We start from the raw sequence: 19,479 nt of genomic DNA on the forward strand, positions 1-19,479 counted from the left end.
CAGGTTCTGACTCAGGGTAGCCAGGCGGTACGCCGCGGGGGCCGGCTGCCCGACCTGTGGGACGGCGGCCGGATCTCGGGGGCGGGGTCCGCGCCCCGCCCGGACCGCTGCGGTAGAACGATCGGCATGATCTTCCACATCGTCCCGCTCGCCGACTGGACCGCCGCGCCCGACCTGCCGTACGCCCCGCCCTCGCTGGAATCGGAGGGATTCGTGCACTGTTCCGCGGACCGCGAGACGGCGCTCGGCATCGCCGACACGCACTACCGCGCCGAGCCGGGCACCCTGCTCGCGGTCGAGCTCGACGAGGAGGCGCTGACCGCGGAGGTCCGCCGGGAGGGTGATTCCGCTGTCGGATTCCCACATGTTTTCGGACCGCTGAACCGGGAGGCCGTCGTCCGCGTGTGGGAGGTCGTACGCACACCTGGCGCACCCGCCTCACTGGCACCGTGGCGACGGAGCTCGTGAAACGGGCGCGGCAGGCTTCACCTGAGGCCCGCCGCAGGCCAGGATGCTGCACGCCGAACCAGCCGCACAGCGAGGAGAGACTGATGAGCGACCCGACGCAGACCGTCCGGCGCAAGGTACTGGTGGCCGGCGCGGCCGCCCTGGCCGGCGGTGCGCTCACCGCCTGCGGCAGCGGCGGCGGCGACGGCGGGCAGACGTCGTCGGGCGAGCCGAACGCCGTCACGCCGCCGGGCGCCGCTCCTTCGGCGGGCGGCGCGGACGGCGGCACGGATGGCGCGAAGTCGATCGCCAAGGCGGCGGACGTGCCCGTGGGCGGCGGCAAGGTCCTCAAGGAGGAGAAGCTGGTCGTCACCCAGCCCACGAAGGGCTCCTTCCGCTGCTTCACGGCGGTCTGCCCCCACCAGGGCTGTCTGGTGAGCAAGGTGGCGGACGGCACCATCGACTGCGCCTGCCACGGCAGCGAGTTCAAGGTGACGGACGGCGCGGTCGTCAAGGGACCGGCCACCAAGGGCCTCGCCGAGAAGAAGATCACGGTCGCGGCGGACGGCAACATCACGCTCGCCTAGGCGGCGCCGCTGACGCCACTGACGGCCCTGCCGGCCTGCGAAAACGGCCCGGCAGGGCGGGTGCTCCCTGGCGTAGGCTCCCGGGATGGACGATCTGACGCTGGTACGGGACCACACGGTCTACCGGTGCGTGATGGGCTCCCGGGCCTTCGGGCTGGCCACGGAGGGCAGCGACACCGACCGGCGCGGCGTCTACCTCGCCCCGACACCGCTGTTCTGGGGGTTCGACAAGCCCCCCACGCATGTGGAGGGCCCCCGGGACGAGGAGTTCTCCTGGGAGCTGGAGCGCTTCTGCGAACTCGCCCTGCGCGCCAACCCGAACATCCTGGAGTGCCTGCACTCACCCCTGGTGGAGCAGGTCGGCCCGGTCGGCGCGGAGCTGCTGTCGCTGCGCGCGGCCTTCCTCTCGCGCCGCGCCCACACCAGCTTCAGCCGGTACGCGGCCTCCCAGCACGGCAAGCTCCTCGCGGACGTCCGCGTCCACGGCGCGCCTCGCTGGAAGCACGCCATGCACCTGCTGCGCCTGCTGCTCTCCTGCCGCGACCTGCTGCGCACCGGTGTTCTGACCATCGACGCGGGCCCGCACCGCGAGCGGCTCCTCTCGGTGCGCCGCGGGGAGCTCACCTGGGACGAGGTCGACGCCTGGATGGCGGGCCTGGTGGAGGAGACGGACAGGGCGCTGGCCGGGACCCCCCTGCCGGAGGACCCGGACCGGGCCCGGGTGGAGGACTTCCTCGTCCGCACCCGGCGCGCCTCGGCCGCGTAGGCCGTGTCCAGGCCCGTCCCCGCTCAGTCGCCCCGGATCCGCCGCCGGACGACGAAGGCGTCCAGCGCCTCGTACGCGGACCCGTGCTCGGGCAGCGCGGTGCCCGCCTGCGCGGCGTCCAGCACCGCGTGCAGGGCCTCGAAGTCCTCGCGTACCACGGCGGCGGGCGGGCCCTCGTAGCCCCCGTGCTCGGCGGCCGCCTTCGCCTCGATCAGGGCGGCGAGGTACGGCGGTGCCTGCGGCACCTCGGTCAGCAGGGTCGGCAGGTGGGCCTGCACCTCGGCCGACCGCATCAGGTGGATGCCGGTGAGCAGCGCCCGGAAGGCGTAGAGGAGCGGCTTGAGTTCGGCGGCCTTCTCGAACAGCCGCCACTGCGTGTTGGCGAACCCCCGGTAGTGGTGGGCGTGGTGGGACGTCAGCACGCCCGGTGCCAGGGCGGCCAGCTCCTCGTGCGCGGGTGTCGTGTGCACGACGAGCGGGGAGAGCAGCTGCTCCAGTACGTAGCCGTTGCGGCCCAGCATCAGGCGGACGAACTTGCGCAGGTCGTGCGTGACGAGGTCCATCTCCACGCCGTCCCGGTCCCACATCCGCGACCGGGTCTCCTCGGGGGCGCGCAGGCCCAGGAGGTCCTCCGCCGGCAGCAGGTGTGCGCCTCGCAGGTCGATGTCGGAGTCCCGCGAGGGGAAGCCGTACAGGTGGGCTCCGGAGACGGTGGCGAAGAGCAGCGGGTCGGGCTGCTCGGCCACGACGGGGGTCAGGTCGATGCTCAGGGCGTCCAGCACGGTTCACGCGTCCCAGAGGGTGCCGAAGGCCAGGAGCTCGTCCCGGTACTCGATGCGGCCCTCCCAGGCGCGCGGCCAGGCGTCCGCTCCGAGGTGCGCTCCGGCGAAGGCCCCGGCGAGGCAGGCGATGGAGTCGGAGTCGCCCCTGGTGCAGGCGGCGCGGCGCAGGGCGGTGAGGGGTTCCCCGGGGAAGAGGAGGAAGCACTGCAGGGCGGTGGCGAGTGCCTCCTCGGCGATCCAGCCGTCGCCGGTGGTCAGGCAGGGGTCGGTCTCCGGGGACGGGGAGCGCAGGGCGGCCGAGAGCCGGTCCAGCACCTCCAGGCACTCGTCCCAGCCGCGCGCGATGAAGGACTCCGGCGTGGCGTCGGAGGCGGTCCGCATCCAGAGGTCGCCGAGCCAGCGCTCGTGGTAACGGGTGCGGTTCTCCAGGGCGTAGGAGCGCAGCCGCCCGACGAGGCCGGTGACCTCGGTGCCGGAGGCCAGCAGGTGCACCGCCCGCGCCGTCAGGTCGGAGGCGGCGAGCGCGGTGGGGTGGCCGTGGGTGAGGGCGGACTGGAGCTGGGCGGCGCCGGCCCGTTCCTCGTCGGTCCAGCCGGGGACCAGCCCGACGGGGGCGACGCGCATGTTCGCCCCACAGCCCTTGGAGCCGGTCCGGCTGGCGTCGCGCCAGTCGCGCTGCGGGTCGTTCAGCAGGTTGCAGGCCTGCAGGCAGGTGTTGCCGGGCGCGCGGTTGTTCTCCGGGGAGTGGTACCAGTCGACGAACTCCTCCCGGACCGGGCGGGTGAGGTTCGACGGGCCCACCGGGCCGCGGTCGGCCGCGGTCCGTATGCCGCGCGCCAGGGCGAGGGTCATCTGGGTGTCGTCGGTGACGATCGCCGGGTCGGGCAGGCGCATCTCGCGCCACGGGCCGGTCTTGGCGAGGATCGAGGGCACGTCGTTGAACTCGGTCGGGAAGCCCAGGGCGTCGCCCAGGGCCAGGCCGGTCAGCGCGCCGGTCGCGGCTCGCTTCGTCATCGGGTGGGTCCTTCCGGTCGGAGCAGAGGTGGATGGAGGGCGGTGGCCGGGCCGGCCCGGTAGAGGGCGGCCGGTTTGCCGCGGCCCCCGGTGAGCCGGGCGGCGCCCGGTACGGCCTCGACGAAGCCGGGTGTCGTCAGGACCTTGCGGCGGAAGTTGGGGCGGTCGAGCACGGTGTCCCAGACGGTCTCGTAGACGGCCAGGAGCTCGCCGAGGGTGAACTCGGGCGGGCAGAAGGCGGTGGCGAGGCAGGTGTACTCCAGCTTCGAGCGGACCCGTTCCCGCGCGTCGGCCAGGATCACCGCGTGGTCGAAGGCCAGGTCCGGCGCCTCGCCCAGGGGCAGCCAGCGGGCCTGCGCCGCGTCCCCGCCGCCTTCGGCCGCCGGCTCGGGAAGGTCCGGGACGAGGGCGGTGAACGCCACCGAGACGACCCGCATCCGGGGATCGCGGTCGGGCTCGCTGTAGGTGCGCAGCTGCTCCAGGTGCAGGTCGGCCACGACCTGCTGCGGCAGGCCGGTCTCCTCGGCCAGTTCCCGCCGGGCGGCCGTCTCGGCGGACTCCCTGGGCAGCACGAACCCGCCGGGCAGCGCCCAGGCGCCCGCGTACGGCTCCTGGCCGCGCCGGATCAGCAGGACGTGCAGGGCGCCGCCGCGCACGGTGAACACGGCGAGGTCGACGGTCACCGCGAACGGCTCGAAGGCGTACGGGTCATAGCCCGGCTCCGGCGCGGAGCTCATCGGTTCTCCGGGAGCGGGTCGGCGAAGCGCCAGCCCTCGGCGAGCAGTTCGTCGACGGCCGCGACGGCCGTGGCCAGCCGCTCCCGCCGGCTGCCGCGCAGGGAGAGGAAGCGGCGGCCGGTGGCCTCCAGCTCCTCGCGGAACCGCCGGGTCATCCAGGGTCTGAGCTCGGGTCCGTCGCGCAGCCCGTCGTCCTCGAAGGGCACGTCGGCGTCCTCGGTGAGCAGGTAGAGGTCCCGGTGCGTGCGGGCGGCGATCCGCTCGACGTCGGCGTTGCGGCCGCCCATGTACCGCTCGTGCCAGATGCCGGTGGCGAAGGAGTCGGTGTCGCAGACCAGCACCGGGGAGCCCTGGCGGGCCGCCTGCTCCTCCTGCTCGTCCTGGCGGCGGGCGATCAGGGGGAACTCCTCGGAGGTGAAGGAGACGTCCGCCCACGTGGCAGCCGGGTCCGAGGCCCTGGCCGCCGCGAGCTTGTCCTCGCTGTAGCGGCGTCCGTACTCGGCGACCCAGCCGGTCGCGGCCCAGACCCCGCCGCGCGCCCGGAGGTGTGCCGCCAGGTCCCGCGACAGTGTCGTCGTCCCGGTGGACTCGGCGCCGAGTACGACGACGCGGCGTGCCAGGCGGGCCCGTACGGCGGGTCCCAGGAAGTCCCAGCAGGCGGCGGGGTCGGCGCGGACGGCCGTCCCGGACACCGGGAAGAGGGTCCGGGCGGGGTCCACGCAGACCTCTTCGGCGCCGAACCTGCGGGCGAGTTCGGCCCCGTACTCCTCGGAGGTGAAGACGGCGTCCACGGGCCGGCCGACCGCGGCCCGGAAGATCGCCATGTGGGCCTCCCAGACCGCCGGGTCGTGCAGGTCGACGGGGATGTCGTCGACGGCTCCGACGACGTCGGCGTCCGGGTGGGCCTCGCGCATCCAGGCGACGCGGTCGGCGAGCGGCACCGACTCCACGGAGGCCGCGCAGACCAGTACGGTCAGCCGCTCGCAGCGGTCCTGGGCGGTACGGACGAGGTGGTGGTGGCCGGCGTGCGGCGGGTAGAACTTGCCGAGGACCAGGCCGTGGCCGAAGCGCCTCATGCCGTCACCCCCGCGGCCGCCGCGGGGGCGGTGCGCTCGGTGAGCGTCCGCCGCCAGCCCAGCAGCCCTGCGACGCACAGCCCCAGGAAGCCGATGTAGAGCAGGGCGGTGAGGTGGAGCCCCTTGTGGACGTACAGGGGGATGTAGACGAGGTCGGCGGCGATCCACAGCCACCAGGACTCGACGAGCTTGCGGCACTGGCCGTAGGTGGCCGCGAGGGAGAGCACGGTCGTGACGGCGTCCCAGAAGGGGACGGTGGAGTCGGTGGCCCGGGCGAGGAGCAGGGTCAGGCCGAGCGTCGCCACCGCCCCGGCCGCGGCCAGCCAGGCCCATTCGGTGCGCGTGGTGTGCCGCACCGGCAGGGTTTCGGCGGTTCCCGGTCCACCCCCGTGGGTCCAGGACCACCAGCCGTACGCGGCCAGGGCGATGAAGACGATCTGGAGCCCGGCGTCGGCGTAGAGGCCGGCCTGGGCGAAGAGGACGATGAAGAAGACGTTGTTGGCGATGCCGATCGGCCAGTTGGCGATGTGCTGACGGGCCACCAGCCAGACGCACAGGGCGCCTGTGGCGAAGCCGAGCACCTCGGTCCAGCTCAGAGTCCAGTTCATGCCGAGCCCCACTCCCTTTAATAGTCACTGTGACTATAAACAGGGGTGCCGGGTCGGGGCAAGGGAAAAGCCCGCAGCGCCGGGGGCACTGCGGGCTTTCCTCGTGGAGCGGTCCTGCCGGCCGGTCCTACAGGCCGACCTCGCGCATCAGCATGCCGACCTCGGTGTTGGTCAGGCGGCGCAGCCAGCCGGACTTCTGGTCGCCCAGCTCGATGGGGCCGAAGGAGGTCCGCACGAGCTTGTCGACGGGGAAGCCCGCCTCCGACAGCATGCGGCGGACGATGTGCTTGCGGCCCTCGTGGAGGGTCACCTCGACCATGTAGTTCTTGCCGACCTGGTCCAGGACGCGGAAGTTGTCGGCGCGCGCCCAGCCGTCCTCCAGCTCGATGCCGTCCTTGAGGCGCTTGCCGATGTCACGCGGCAGCGAGCCGGTGATGGCGGCGACGTAGGTCTTCTTCACGCCGTACTTCGGGTGCGTGAGGCGGTGGGCCAGCTCGCCGTGGTTGGTGAGCAGGATGATGCCCTCGGTCTCGGTGTCCAGCCGGCCGACGTGGAACAGGCGCGTCTCACGGTTGGTGACGTAGTCGCCGAGGCACTGGCGGCCGTCCGGGTCCTCCATGGTGGACACGACACCGGCGGGCTTGTTCAGCGCGAAGAACAGGTACGACTGGGTGGCGACGGTCAGGCCGTCCACCTTGATCTCGTCCTTCGGCTGGACGCGCTTGCCCTGCTCGGTGACGATCTCGCCGTTGACCTCGACGCGGGCCTGCTCGATGAGCTCCTCACAGGCGCGGCGCGAGCCCATGCCGGCACGGGCGAGGACCTTCTGCAGGCGCTCGCCCTCCTGCTCGGCGCCGGGGAAGGTCTTCGGGGTCCGGATCACGGGCTTGTCGGCGTACCGGTCGCGCACGCGCTCCTCGATGCGCGCGTCGAGCTCGCGCGGACGGGACTGGCCGCTGCGGCTGCCCGGGCCGCGGCGCGGGCCGCCGGCGCCGCCGATGCCGGGGGTCCTGGAAGCCTTGGGGCCGCCCTTCGCGCCGCCGCGCGCGGCGGCGCCGCGGGCGCCCCGGGTGCGCTCGCCCTCGGGGCCCACGTCGTAGCGGCGCTCCTCCGGACGGGGGTTGCGGGGACGCTGGGGCGCCTGGTCACGGTCACGGTCGCGTGAGCCGCCCTGACCGCCCTGCCCGCCCTGACCGCCGCGGTAGCCGCCGCTGCCGGAACCGCCGCCGGAGCCACCCCGGTAGCCGCCGCTGCCGGAGCCTCCGCGGTAGCCACCGCCGCCACCCTGGCCGCCGCCACGGGCGCTACCGCGCCCGCCGCCACCGCCGCCGCTGTTCCTGTTGCCACCGTTGCCGTTGCCGCTGCTTCGCATCAAAGTTCCGTCGTCTTGTCGTCTTCATCGGTGTCCGGTGCGTCCGGATCGAACGACGGCACACCTTCTTGCGTCTCGGCTTCGATCGCGTCCGCCTCGGGGAGGAAGGGCGCGAGCTCCGGGAGCTCGTCCAGGCCGCGCAGGCCCATCCGCTCCAGAAAGTAGTTCGTCGTCCTGTACAGGATCGCACCTGTTTCGGGTTCCGTCCCCGCCTCCTCCACCAGACCGCGCTGGAGCAGGGTCCGCATGACCCCGTCGCAGTTGACTCCGCGCACGGCGGAGACCCGCGACCGGCTCACCGGCTGGCGGTACGCGACGACCGCCAGGGTCTCCAGCGCCGCCTGTGTGAGCCGGGCCTGCCGGCCGTCCAGGACGAAGCCCTCCACGGCCGGGGCGTACTCCGCCCGGGTGTAGAACCGCCAGCCGCCCGCGACGACCCGCAGCTCGAAGCCCCTGCGTGCGGCCGTGTACTCGTCGGCGAGCTCCCGCAGCGCGTCCGCGACCTCGCGCGGGGTGCGCTCCAGCACCTTGGCCAGGTGCTCCTCGGTCGCGGGCTCGTCGACGACCATGAGGACGGCCTCCAGGGCGGGCTTCAGTGCCAGCGCGGCCACCGCGCTGGCGTTGCCGTCGCCGCGGTCGCTGCGGTCGCTGCGGTCGCTGCGGTCGCTGCTCAATCCTTCGCCTCCACGATCTGGTCGAACTCGTCGGTCACCGTCGGCATGCCGTCGCCGTCCCCGCCGCTCCAGCGCACCGTGAGGGTCCGCAGGGCCTCCTCCTGGTCGAGGACGACCGCCTTCTCCCGGTAGAGCTCCAGGAGGGCCAGGAAGCGCGCCACGACGGTGAGGGTGTCCGTGGTGTCCTCGGTGAGCTCCTGGAAGGTGGCCTCCCCGCGCGCCTTCAGCATCCGCACCACGAGTCCCGCCTGCTCGCGCACGCTGACGAGGGGCGCGTGGATGTGGTCCACGTACACCTGGGGCTTGGCCTTGGGCTGCATGGCCTTCACGGCGAGCCGGGCGAACCCCTCGGCGCCGATGGAGATGACGACGTCGGGCAGGAGGTCCGCGTGGTGCGGCTCCAGCCCCACCGTCCGGGGGTAGCGCCTGCCCTCGCTCTCGGCGCGGCGCTCGAAGATGTCCGCGATCTGCTTGTACGCGCGGTACTGGAGCAGGCGCGCGAACAGCAGGTCGCGGGCCTCCAGGAGGGCGAGGTCGGCCTCGTCCTCGACCTCGGCGGCCGGCAGCAGCCGGGCGGCCTTCAGGTCGAGCAGGGTCGCGGCGACGACGAGGAACTCGGTGGTCTGGTCGAGGTCCCAGTCGGGGCCCATGGCCCGGATGTACGCCATGAACTCGTCGGTGACCCTGGACAGCGCGACCTCGGTGACGTCGAGCTTGTGCCGTGAGATCAGCTGGAGCAGTAGGTCGAATGGCCCCTCGAAGTTGTCGAGCCGCAACGTGAACCGGCCCTCGGCCCCGGCGGGAGCCGCCGTGCCGTCCTCCGTCTGGGCATCTCCCCCGGGCCCGCCCGGCGCGGAGCCGGCCGACCCGGTGGCGGGGACCTCGGCCTCGGCAGCATCCGGGTTCCCGGCCGGGCCCGTATCGGACACCGGGCCCTGGCCCGGCCCGCGCCCCAGACTCCGGCGGGCCGGGCGGGAGGCGTGGTCTTCGGCGGGCATGGCGGTCCAGGTGGGTACGGAAAGAACGGCAGGTCGGACACGGGAAGCCTAGGCCCTGGCCGAACGATTCCCCTTCCCGCCAAGCCGAGCCGTGCAGCCTCGCCGGCGTTTGAGGGCGGTTCCGGGCTGAGCCCGGTGCCCGGCGGAGCCGGGTTTCCCGGGGCTCCGCCCCCGGACCCCGCGCCGCAAACGCCGGCGAGGCTGAATCTGCCCGGCGCGAGCTCCGGTACGGCAGGGCCCGCCGCAGGCGAAGGTCAGCGGCCGCGGAGGCGGCGCACCAGGATGCTGGCGTCGCCGCGGGACTCAAGGTCGGCGAGGACGACCGCCACCGCCTCGCGGACGATGCGGCCGCGGTCGACGGCCAGGCCGTGTTCGCCGCGCAGCACGAGCCGCGCGTGCTCCAGGTCCATCAGCTCCTCGGCGGAGACGTAGACCGTGATCTTCTCGTCGTGGCGTTCGCGGCCGCTGGGCCGCCGGTTCGCGCCGCGGCCCTGGCCCCTGCCCCGCCGGGTCGCCCCGGCCGGGGCGGCAGCCGCCCCGGCGGCCGGCCCAACCGGGTTGGCAGAACCTTCCTGCGGCCGCCGCGGCTGCCCCACGACGGGCCCGCCCGCTTCCGTACCGGCCTCAGCCTCCCGGCTGCGGCCCCCAGCCGCCGTGCCCCCGGCCGGAGCGGCCGAGTGATCCGCGGCGGGCGCCTCCTCGGCCCCGCGGCGCGGCGAGGACGCCTGGAGCGCCATCCCACCGGTCGTACGGAACAGTTCGTCGGCTCCGGGCAGACTCACTCGGCGTGACACCGGGCGAGCACCTCCCTGGCGAGCTGGCGGTAGGCGGCGGCGCCGACGGAGTTGGAGGCGTACGTCGTGATCGGCTCGCCGGCGACCGTGGTCTCCGGGAAGCGCACCGTCCGGCCGATGACCGTGTGGTAGACGTGGTCGTCGAAGGCCTCGACGACGCGCGCCAGCACCTCGCGGCTGTGCACCGTGCGGGAGTCGTACATGGTGGCGAGGATCCCGTCGAGCTCCAGCTCGGGGTTGAGCCGCTCCTGCACCTTCTCGATGGTCTCGGTCAGCAGCGCCACGCCGCGCAGCGCGAAGAACTCGCACTCCAGCGGGACGATGACCTTGTGAGCCGCCGTCAGGGCGTTCACGGTCAGCAGACCGAGCGAGGGCTGACAGTCGATCACGATGTAGTCGTAGTCGGCCATCAGGGGCTTCAGGGCCCGCTGGAGGGTGGACTCGCGGGCGACCTCGCTGACCAACTGCACTTCCGCAGCGGACAGGTCGATGTTGCTCGGCAGCAGGTCCATGTTGGGGACCGCCGTCTTGAGCAGCACCTCGTCGGCCGACATGCCCCGCTCCATGAGCAGGTTGTAGACCGTCAGGTCGAGTTCCATCGGGTTCACGCCGAGGCCCACGGACAGCGCGCCCTGCGGGTCGAAGTCGACGAGCAGCACGCGGCGCCCGTACTCGGCGAGCGCGGCACCCAGGTTGATGGTCGACGTGGTCTTGCCCACGCCGCCCTTCTGGTTGCACATCGCGATGATCTTCGCCGGACCGTGGTCGGTCAGCGGACCCGGGATCGGGAAGTACGGGAGGGGGCGTCCGGTCGGGCCGATCCGCTCACGGCGCTGGCGTGCAGCGTCGGGGGCGAGGGTGGCCGCGTACTCGGGGTCCGGTTCGTACTCCGCGTCGGGGTCGTAGAAGTGCCCCTCGGGCACATTGTCGTAGTCGGCGAATCCCGTGGGCTTGTCGCCGCTCAGGTCGCCGGCCCTGGAGTTCACGTCTAGGCCGTCCATGCTCTTTTGGGGCGTCGTCATGTGCTGGTGGTTTGCGAAGGTGCGTACTGCGACGGAGCCGACTGCTTCGAGCCCGGCAGGACTCTGGCCCCGCTCAGGGACTCCAGCTCCACCACCCCCAGGAGTAAATGTCGACTTATTCACAAGTCGTCTTACCTCCTCGGACGTGACCAGGACACTTATCGATAGGTCAGCGTGGCACCATGCCGACGGTTGGCGACTCTATGGCGTGTCACCACCCAGCGGCAACACAATCCGCCGGACCCGGCACGATGTGTCGGCAACCGAACACCACTCTGTCAAGGGCGTCCGAGCTGTCGCTGCGAAGTTTCGCGGGTGCGCGAAAGGGTTAAAGGGTTACGTTCGAGGCGAGTTGAGCGGGATCTCGGGGCTCTGCGCATACGCGTCCGGCCGGACCTTGCGGGCAAGGTCCGGCCGGATACGTGAGATTGACGTCAGTCGTTGACGTGTCAGCCGAGCAGCGTGCTCAGCTCAAGGGTCTGCAGGCCGTGGGCCTCCGCGACAGGACCGTAAACGACCTGGCCGTCATGGGTGTTGAGGCCCAGCGCGAGCGCGGGGTCACGGCGCAGCGCCTCGGCCCAGCCGAGGTTCGCGAGCTGCACGATGTAGGGCAGCGTGGCGTTGGTCAGGGCGTAGGTGGAGGTGTTCGGCACCGCGCCCGGCATGTTGGCGACGCAGTAGAAGACCGAGTCGTGGACCCGGAAGGTCGGCTCGGCGTGGGTGGTCGGACGGGAGTCCTCGAAGCAGCCGCCCTGGTCGATGGCGATGTCGACAAGTACACTTCCGGGCTTCATCTTGGCGACGAGCTCGTTGGTGACCAGCTTCGGGGCCTTCGCACCCGGGATCAGAACGGCGCCGATGACGAGGTCGGCCTCGACGACGGCCTTCTCCAGCTCGTAGGCGTTGGAGACGATCGTCTTGATCTTCGTGCCGAAGACCTTGTCGGCCTCGCGGAGCTTGTTGATGTCCTTGTCGAGCAGGGTCACGTGGAAGCCCATGCCGATGGCGATCTGCGCGGCGTTCCAGCCGGAGACGCCGCCGCCGATGACGACGCACTCGCCGGCGTGGGTGCCGGGGACACCGCCCGGGAGGACGCCGCGGCCGCCGGCCGAGCGCATCAGGTGGTAGGCGCCGACCTGCGGGGCCAGGCGGCCCGCGACCTCGGACATCGGGGCGAGCAGCGGGAGCGCGCGGTTGGCGAGCTCGACCGTCTCGTACGCGATGGCGGTGGTGCCGGACTCCAGCAGGGCGTCCGTGCACTCGCGGGAGGCCGCCAGGTGCAGGTAGGTGAAGAGGGTCTGGTCCTTGCGCAGGCGGTGGTACTCCTCCGCGATCGGCTCCTTGACCTTGAGCAGCAGGTCGGCGGTGGCCCAGACCTCGTCGGCGGTGCCGAGGATCTCGGCACCGGCCGCGACGTACTCGGCGTCCGTGATCGAGGAGCCGACGCCGGCGTTCTGCTCGATGAAGACCTGGTGGCCGTTGCGGACCAGCTCATGCACGCCGGCGGGCGTGATGGCGACCCGGAACTCGTTGTTCTTGACCTCGCGGGGGATGCCGACCTTCATCGTCGATCACGGTCCTTGACTCAGGGGGAAATAACGGGGCACTTCCATACATACCCGCCCACAAGAGTGCGCAACGGGATGCACCACAGGATGACGTGGTGAACCCAGTTTAATGAAGGATGAGTCGCTGTCTAGCCTTGCAAACGAATAATCTCAGTCGGATCCACTACGGATTTCGCAGGCTGCGGGGTCGTCTCCCAGCAATCTGTCTGCCGCGGAGCGGTGCAGTCGCGCGGCCGCCGGGTCTCCCAGACGGTCCAGCGTGTCGGCCAGCCGGACCTGCAGCGCGGCCTGAAGCCGCTGGTCGCCGGCCCTGCGCGCCAGCTCGACGGCCTCGCGGCAGGTGTGCAGGGACTCCTCGGGCCGGCCGGCGTACTCCTGGACCCGTGCCATCTCGCTCAACGCCTTGGCCTGCCCCGGCACATCGGCGAGTTTCCGGTGGCCCGCGGCGGCCGCCCGCCAGCTGCGCAGCGCGTCGCCGTACCGGCCCGCGTACGTGTGGACGTTGCCGAGCCGCCCGTACAGCCGGGCCTCGTCCGCCCGCTCCCCCCGCGAGAGGGCCTGCGCGAGCGCCCGGCCGAACCAGTCGGCGGCCCGGTGCCAGTCCCCCAGCTCCTGGTAGGCGCCGCCGACGGATTCCATCGCGCGCCCGGTCGCGTACGGGTCGTTCGCGGCCCTCCCGGCGTCCAGCGCGGCCCGGTAGCGCTCCAGGGCCTCCTGGGTGCGGCCGGTCTCGGCGTCGAGGTCGGCCAGGTTCAGCAGCGCGGCGGCCTGCTCCCGGTGCAGGCCGCGGCGCTCGGCCACGTCGAGGACGAGGCGGTGCAGCCCGTAGAGCTCGGGGGCGGCCGCCGCGGTGCCCCGGTGGTCCGCGAGGGCCCGTACCAGCGCCGCGACGAGACGGCGGGCCAGGGTGTCCAGGTCGCCGTCGGCCACCGCCAGGGAGGCGGCTGCGCAGAGGGCCGGCAGCCGGGAGTCCAGCCATACGGCGGCGGCCCGCCGGTCGGGGAACCGCAGGGCGCGCGGGAGGCCGTCCATCAGCTCCTGGAGGTCGGTGTCGAGCTCGTCTCCCTCGGCGGCCGCCATGGCCCGGCAGGAGTGCAGCAGCCGGACGGTCCGCTCCAGCATCCTGGCGCGGGCCAGCTGGACCTCGGCGGGGCGCTCCTTCGTCTCCAGCAGGGCCTGGAGCATCGGCGCGAGGCAGCCGGGCAGCAGGAACAGGCCGTCGGGGGCGTTCCGGACCAGTCCCAGCCCGGCGAAGTCGTCCAGCGTGGACTGGGCGGCGGCCACCGAGCAGCCGGCCAGCGCGGAGGCGGTGTGCGAGTCGACGAGGCCGGCGGGTGCCAGGGGCAGCAGGCGCAGGGTGCGCTGGGCGGGCTGCGGCAGGGAGTCGTAGACGAGCCGGAAGGCACGGCCGAGCGGCCCTCCGGCCCCGGCGGGCATGTCGTGGAGCTGCTTGGCCACGTCGGCGACGGCCGCCTTGGGGCGGGCCGCGAGCCAGCCGCCGACGAGTTCGAGGGCGGCGGGCTGGCCCCCGCAGGCCTCGACGAGGGTTTCGGCGGCCCGCGGGTCGGTGGTGACGCGGGTGTCGCCGATGCGGCGGGCGAGCATCCCGACGGCGGAGACGGTGTCCAGCCCGCCGAGGGTGCAGGGGCGCACGTCGGGGATGCCCGTGAGCGGGCCCTCGGCGGTGACCACGACGAGGCAGTCGGGCGTGTCCGGGAGCAGGGCGTCGACCTGGTGCGGATCGGCCGCGTCGTCGATCAGGACGATCGCCCGCCGGTCCTGGAGGGCGGTGCGCAGAGTGGAGCTGAGCTCGTCCTCGCCGGCGCCGGGCGGAGTGGGCCGCCCCAGTGCCGCCAGCAGGCCGCGCAGGACCCGCTCGGTCGCGACGGTCTGCCCGCCGGGGGCGGTGAGCCGGGTGCGCAGCACGCCGTCGGGGTACTGGTCGGCGACCTCGCGTACGAAGGTCTCGGCGAGGGCGGTGCGGCCGGATCCGGGGCGGCCGGCGACGAGCAGCACCCGTGCCCGGGGGGCCTTGGCCTTGCGGCCCGAGAGGGTGTCGAGCCCGGTCCGCGCGATGTCCTCGCGCAGCTCCTTGAGCTCACGCCGCCGACCGACGAAATCCGTCACGGATCCGCTCCTCTCCCTGCCTTCGGATGGCGAGCGTAGTTCACGCAGAGCGACGGCCCGTGTGGAGCGCGGCGGGTAAATCCCCCGATCGGATCAGCGGATGGTCGGCTTTTTCGCCGTGTCGACGGCGCGGCGTCCGTCGGCTACGCCTCGTACGGGCGGGCCGGCCAGGGGGCGGCGGCGGGGCGGAGGGCGTCGACGCCTCCCTCGGAGGCCAGCGCGGCGGAGAGCGCGAGCACGCCCGTCACCAGGCCCGCGTTGCCCAGCTCGCCAGCCAGGACGCCCCGTACGAGCTCGGCCAGCGGCACCCACGCCACCTCCATGTCCGCCTCCTCCGAGCCGGTCTCGGCGTACCGCTCGCCGTCCGCCTCCGAGACGCCCCGGGCGAGGAAGACCCGGACCGCCTCGTCCGACCCGCCGGGGGAGGCGTAGAAGTCGGCGAGCACCCGCCAGTCGTCGGCCTTGGCGTGCGCCTCCTCGTACAGCTCGCGCTGCGCGCCGAGCAGCGGGTTCTCGCCGGGGACGTCCAGCAGGCCGGCCGGGAGCTCCCACAGCCGCCGGCGCACCGGGTGGCGGTACTGGCTGAGGACCAGCACCCGCCCCTCCTCGTCCAGTGCGAGCACGCACACGGAGCCGGGGTGCACCTGGTAGTCGCGGCGGACCGTCGAACTGTCCGGCATCCGGACCACGTCGGAGTTCACCGACGTCTTCGCCCCCTCGAAGGGCCTCCGGGTCGACAGGGTCTCCCAGGTTTCCGACGTGTCCTTGATGTTCATGCCCCGATGCCTCCACAACGCGCGACAGCCGGGGTACGGATCTTCCGTACCCCGGCCGCCTACGTTATTGCGTCAGGCGCTCACTTCGCGGACTGCTGCCGCTCCACGGCCGCCTTGACCAGGCCGGCGAAGAGCGGGTGCGGGCGCGTGGGGCGCGAGCGCAGCTCGGGGTGGGCCTGGGTGGCCACCAGGTAGGGGTGGACCTCGCGCGGGTACTCGACGTACTCGACGAGCTTGTTGTCCGGGGAGGTGCCGGAGAAGAGCAGCCCGGTCTTCTCCAGCTCGCCGCGGTAGGCGTTGTTGACCTCGTAGCGGTGGCGGTGGCGCTCGTCGACGTACGCCTGGTCGCCGTAGACCTCGCGCACGATGGAGCCCTCGGCGAGCTTCGCCGGGTACATGCCCAGGCGCATGGTGCCGCCCAGGTCGCCCGCGCCCTCGACGAAGGCCAGCTGCTCCTCCATGGTCGAGATGACCGGGTGCGCGGTGGAGGCGTCGAACTCGGTGGAGTTGGCGTCCTCGATGCCCGCGAGGTTGCGCGCGGCCTCGATGACCACGCACTGCAGGCCCAGGCACAGGCCGAGCAGCGGGATCTTGTTCTCGCGGGCGTAGGTGATCGCGCCGACCTTGCCGTTCACACCGCGGTCGCCGAAGCCGCCGGGCACGCAGACCGCGTCCACGTCGGACAGCTGGGCCGCGGCACCGGCGGGGGTCTTGCAGTCGTCGGAGGTGACCCACTTGATCTGGACGCGGGCCTTGTTGGCGAAGCCGCCGGCGCGCAGCGCCTCGGTCACCGACAGGTAGGCGTCGGGCAGGTCGATGTACTTGCCGACGAGCGCGACCTTGACCTCGTGGTCGGGGTTGTGGACCCGGTCCAGCAGGTCCTCCCAGACGGTCCAGTCGACGTCGCGGAAGGGCAGGTCGAGCTTGCGGACGACGTAGGCGTCCAGGCCCTCGGTGTGCAGGACCTTGGGGATGTCGTAGATCGACTTGGCGTCGATGGCCGCGACCACGGCCGCCTCGTCCACGTCGCACATCAGGGAGATCTTGCGCTTGATCGAGGTGGGGACGTCGCGGTCGGCGCGCAGCACGATGGCGTCGGGCTGGATGCCGATGTTGCGCAGGGCGGCGACGGAGTGCTGGGTCGGCTTGGTCTTCAGCTCGCCGGAGGGGCCGATGTAGGGCAGCAGCGAGATGTGCACGACGAAGACGTTGTCGCGGCCGACCTCGTGGCGGACCTGGCGGACGGTCTCCAGGAAGGGCAGGGACTCGATGTCGCCGACGGTGCCGCCGACCTCGGTGATGACGACGTCGACGTCGTCGGTCGCCATGCGGCGGATGCGGTGCTTGATCTCGTTGGTGATGTGCGGGATGACCTGCACGGTGTCACCGAGGTACTCGCCGCGCCGCTCCTTGGCGATGACCGTGTTGTAGACCTGGCCGGTGGTGACGTTGGCCGAGCCGTCGAGGTCGACGTCGAGGAAGCGCTCGTAGTGGCCGATGTCCAGGTCGGTCTCGGCACCGTCGTTGGTGACGAACACCTCGCCGTGCTGGAACGGGTTCATCGTGCCCGGGTCGACGTTCAGGTACGGGTCGAGCTTCTGCATCGTGACCCGCAGACCGCGCGCCTTCAGGAGCGCACCCAGGCTGGAGGCCGTCAGGCCCTTGCCGAGGGAGGAAGCGACACCTCCGGTGACGAAGATGTGCTTGGTCGTCATGGCTGTGCTGTTTCGGAAAGCAGCGGGCGGCGTCGCCAAGAGGGGGCTCCCGTGGTCGCGAGGTGAGGTGCGTCCGGCGCCGGCCACCATCGATCCGGAAGGGTCTCAGGGGGCGCCGAAGCTGCGGTTTCGGGGCCCCTGATTCGCACAGGCAGACCACCGGTCCACGGGGTACCAGCCTATCAGCGCCCGGGCCGGTCCGCCTCCGGCCACGCCCCGCCCACGGCTCGCGGCAGAGCGCCGAAGTGCGCCGGGGCGCGGAACCCCGCCGGTCACCCGTTCGGCGGAACGGCATTCCCCGCGGCCTGGAGAAGATCACTAGGGTGCCGTCATATCCTGCTCGGATATTGCACACATCACCGCCGGGCAGTCCGTCGGACGGCCTAACCGAGCCGATATACGGAATCATGGGCTCACGCGGAGATACCTGCACACAGGAGACCGCGCATACGCGCAATGCAAGCGCCCTTCGGGGCGGACGTGGCCGTTCGACTGGAGATGCACGTGTCCGGGCGCATCGAGGATTACGCACTGATCGGGGACATGCAGACCGCAGCACTGGTCTGCCGGGACGGGGCGGTGGACTGGCTGTGCCTGCCCCGCTTCGACTCCCATGCCGTGTTCGCGAGCATCCTCGGCACGGAGGATCACGGGTTCTGGCGGATCGGGCCGGTCTTCCCGGCCGGCTCCGAGGCCCCGCGTGCCACCCGCCGCCGCTACCGCGGCGACTCGCTGGTGCTGGAGTCCGAGTGGGACACGCCCCGGGGCAGCGTCCGCGTCATCGACTTCATGCCTCCGCGCGAGCACCACGCGCCGCAGCTGATCCGCATCGTGGAGGGCGTCAGCGGGCGCGTCCCCATGCGCTCCACGCTGCGGATGCGCTTCAGCTACGGCCGGGTCGTGCCGTGGGTGCACAAGGTGGACGGGCGTACGGTCGCCGTCGCCGGCCCCGACTCGGTCTGGCTGGACACCGAGGCGGAGACGTACGGCAAGGACCTGACGACGTACTCCGACTTCACCGTCGGGCCCGGCGACCGGGTCGCCTTCAGCATCAGCTGGCAGCCCTCGCACCGCGGCGCGCCCGAGGCACCGGACGCGGAGGCGGCGCTGGAGTCGACCGCGGAGTTCTGGCGCGAGTGGGTCGAGCAGTGCACGTACCACGGGCCCTACCGGGAGGCCGTGGTCCGCTCGCTGATCACCCTCAAGGCCCTGACCTACGGGCCCACGGGCGGGATCGTCGCCGCGCCGACCACCTCCCTGCCCGAGGAGATCGGCGGGGTCCGCAACTGGGACTACCGCTACACCTGGCTGCGGGACGCGGCCATCACCCTCTCCTCGCTGCTGCGCACGGGCTACCGCGAGGAGGCCCGCGCCTGGCGCGAGTGGCTGCTGCGCGCGGTGGCCGGCGACCCGGAGAACCTGCAGATCATGTACGGGATCGCGGGCGAGCGGGAGCTCGGCGAGACCGAGCTGGACTGGCTGCCCGGCTACGAGGGCTCCCGCCCGGTGCGCGTCGGCAACGGCGCCGCCGGCCAGCTCCAGCTGGACGTGTACGGCGAGGTCACCGAGGCCCTGCACCTGGGCCACATGACCGGCCTGGCCCGCAGCGACTACGCCTCCGTCCTCCAGCTCAAGCTGATCCGCTACCTGGAGACGCACTGGTCCGAGCCGGACGAGGGCATCTGGGAGGTGCGCGGCCCGCGCCGGCACTTCGTGCACTCCAAGGTGATGGCCTGGGTGGCCGTGGACCGCACGATCAAGCTGATCGAGAGCGGGGACGCGGACGGACCGCTGGAGCGCTGGCGGGAACTGCGCGACGAGATCCACCAGGACGTGTGCGAGAAGGGCTACGACAAGGAGCGCAACACCTTCACCCAGTCGTACGGGTCGAGGGAACTGGACGCCTCCCTGCTGCTGATCCCGCAGATGGGCTTCCTCCCGCCGGACGACAAGCGGGTCATCGGCACGATCGAGGCGATCCAGCGCGAGCTGTCCACGCCCGACGGTTTCATCCTGCGCTACCCGACGGCGGGCGACGAGGCCGGTGTGGACGGCCTGGAGGGCGACGAGGGGGCCTTCCTCGCCTGCTCGTTCTGGATGGCGGACGACCTGGCGATGATCGGCCGGGTGGACGAGGCGCGGCGGCTGTTCGAACGGCTCCTGGCGCTGCGCAACGACCTCGGCCTGCTGGCGGAGGAGTGGGATCCGCGGCTCCAGCGGCAGGTGGGGAACTTCCCGCAGGCGTTCAGCCACGTTCCGCTGATCGACACCGCGCTGCGGCTGACCGCGAGCGGGGCGTACGGCGGCTGAGGCGCCCGGCGTGACGGCGGGGCGGCGTGACGGCGTGGCGCGGTGCCCGGCCGGAAGGCGGGACGGCCGGAAGGCGGGGCGCGGCGCTGCTCGCCGTGCTCCGGTG

18 protein-coding genes are annotated in these 19,479 nt (G+C 72.4%); 4 read left to right on the forward strand and 14 right to left on the reverse strand.

The features are described from left to right. The first annotated feature begins 126 nt into the window (after positions 1-126). The 3 genes from BSL84_RS07575 to BSL84_RS07585 all read left to right on the forward strand — a co-directional run bounded on the left by BSL84_RS07575 (position 127) and on the right by BSL84_RS07585 (position 1,800). Positions 127-468, forward strand: a complete 342-nt coding sequence (locus BSL84_RS07575) for a DUF952 domain-containing protein (RefSeq protein WP_030029834.1) — start codon at positions 127-129, stop codon at positions 466-468. Positions 469-551: 83 nt separating this feature from the next. Continuing rightward, positions 552-1,034: a Rieske (2Fe-2S) protein gene (locus tag BSL84_RS07580; RefSeq protein WP_045321827.1), complete on the forward strand. Its 483-nt coding sequence runs from the start codon at positions 552-554 to the stop codon at positions 1,032-1,034. Positions 1,035-1,119: 85 nt separating this feature from the next. After that, entirely contained in the window at positions 1,120-1,800 is a 681-nt protein-coding gene (locus tag BSL84_RS07585) for a DNA polymerase beta superfamily protein (protein WP_045321828.1), read from the forward strand. 23 nt (positions 1,801-1,823) lie between these two features. On the opposite strand, the gene BSL84_RS07590 is transcribed toward BSL84_RS07585, so the two are convergent. The 14 genes from BSL84_RS07590 to BSL84_RS07655 form a co-directional block, all read right to left on the reverse strand. Then, positions 1,824-2,582 carry a DNA polymerase beta superfamily protein gene (locus BSL84_RS07590; RefSeq protein WP_045321829.1) on the reverse strand — a complete coding sequence of 253 codons (759 nt, stop codon included), beginning with the start codon at positions 2,580-2,582 and terminating at the stop codon, positions 1,824-1,826. Positions 2,583-2,585: 3 nt separating this feature from the next. After that, on the reverse strand, positions 2,586-3,596 hold the full coding sequence (locus BSL84_RS07595; RefSeq protein ID WP_030029366.1) for an ADP-ribosylglycohydrolase family protein: 1,011 nt from the start codon (positions 3,594-3,596) through the stop codon (positions 2,586-2,588). After that, on the reverse strand, positions 3,593-4,333 hold the full coding sequence (locus BSL84_RS07600; RefSeq protein WP_030029365.1) for an NUDIX hydrolase: 741 nt from the start codon (positions 4,331-4,333) through the stop codon (positions 3,593-3,595). Before BSL84_RS07600 ends, BSL84_RS07595 begins: the two co-directional genes overlap by 4 nt. Beyond that, a complete protein-coding gene (locus BSL84_RS07605; protein ID WP_030029364.1) occupies positions 4,330-5,409 on the reverse strand; it encodes an AAA family ATPase in 1,080 nt (359 codons plus the stop codon). The genes BSL84_RS07600 and BSL84_RS07605 overlap by 4 nt, the downstream gene beginning before the upstream one ends. Then, positions 5,406-6,017 (reverse strand): nicotinamide riboside transporter PnuC, encoded by a 612-nt coding sequence (pnuC, locus tag BSL84_RS07610; protein WP_045321830.1) that lies wholly within the window; start codon positions 6,015-6,017, stop codon positions 5,406-5,408. The genes BSL84_RS07605 and pnuC overlap by 4 nt, the downstream gene beginning before the upstream one ends. A 127-nt stretch (positions 6,018-6,144) precedes the next feature. Further along, on the reverse strand, positions 6,145-7,389 hold the full coding sequence (locus BSL84_RS07615; RefSeq protein WP_045321831.1) for a pseudouridine synthase: 1,245 nt from the start codon (positions 7,387-7,389) through the stop codon (positions 6,145-6,147). After that, entirely contained in the window at positions 7,389-8,000 is a 612-nt protein-coding gene (gene scpB, locus BSL84_RS07620; protein ID WP_199838783.1) for an SMC-Scp complex subunit ScpB, read from the reverse strand. The genes BSL84_RS07615 and scpB overlap by 1 nt, the downstream gene beginning before the upstream one ends. Positions 8,001-8,059: 59 nt before the next feature. Beyond that, the gene (locus BSL84_RS07625) at positions 8,060-9,061 is read right to left on the reverse strand and encodes a segregation and condensation protein A (RefSeq protein ID WP_075970055.1); all 1,002 of its coding nucleotides are present in this window, start codon (positions 9,059-9,061) and stop codon (positions 8,060-8,062) included. 254 nt (positions 9,062-9,315) lie between these two features. After that, complete coding sequence (locus BSL84_RS07630) at positions 9,316-9,855, reverse strand: hypothetical protein (RefSeq protein WP_234308382.1); 540 nt, start codon at positions 9,853-9,855, stop codon at positions 9,316-9,318. Beyond that, positions 9,840-10,877, reverse strand: a complete 1,038-nt coding sequence (locus BSL84_RS07635; RefSeq protein WP_234363422.1) for a ParA family protein — start codon at positions 10,875-10,877, stop codon at positions 9,840-9,842. Before BSL84_RS07635 ends, BSL84_RS07630 begins: the two co-directional genes overlap by 16 nt. A 449-nt stretch (positions 10,878-11,326) precedes the next feature. Continuing rightward, on the reverse strand, positions 11,327-12,442 hold the full coding sequence (ald, locus tag BSL84_RS07640; RefSeq protein WP_030030236.1) for an alanine dehydrogenase: 1,116 nt from the start codon (positions 12,440-12,442) through the stop codon (positions 11,327-11,329). Between the two features lie 153 nt (positions 12,443-12,595). Further along, positions 12,596-14,572: a tetratricopeptide repeat protein gene (locus tag BSL84_RS07645; RefSeq protein ID WP_420711150.1), complete on the reverse strand. Its 1,977-nt coding sequence runs from the start codon at positions 14,570-14,572 to the stop codon at positions 12,596-12,598. A 143-nt stretch (positions 14,573-14,715) separates the two neighbouring features. Further along, positions 14,716-15,348 (reverse strand): NUDIX domain-containing protein, encoded by a 633-nt coding sequence (locus tag BSL84_RS07650; protein WP_075970057.1) that lies wholly within the window; start codon positions 15,346-15,348, stop codon positions 14,716-14,718. An 80-nt stretch (positions 15,349-15,428) separates the two neighbouring features. Then, positions 15,429-17,063: a CTP synthase gene (locus BSL84_RS07655; protein ID WP_030030599.1), complete on the reverse strand. Its 1,635-nt coding sequence runs from the start codon at positions 17,061-17,063 to the stop codon at positions 15,429-15,431. 480 nt (positions 17,064-17,543) lie between these two features. On the opposite strand from BSL84_RS07655, the gene BSL84_RS07660 reads away from it, so the two are divergent. Continuing rightward, positions 17,544-19,373 carry a glycoside hydrolase family 15 protein gene (locus BSL84_RS07660; RefSeq protein ID WP_030030600.1) on the forward strand — a complete coding sequence of 610 codons (1,830 nt, stop codon included), beginning with the start codon at positions 17,544-17,546 and terminating at the stop codon, positions 19,371-19,373. The last annotated feature ends 106 nt before the right edge of the window (positions 19,374-19,479 follow it).

The organism is Streptomyces sp. TN58, assembly GCF_001941845.1.
Classification (GTDB): Bacteria; Actinomycetota; Actinomycetes; order Streptomycetales; family Streptomycetaceae; genus Streptomyces.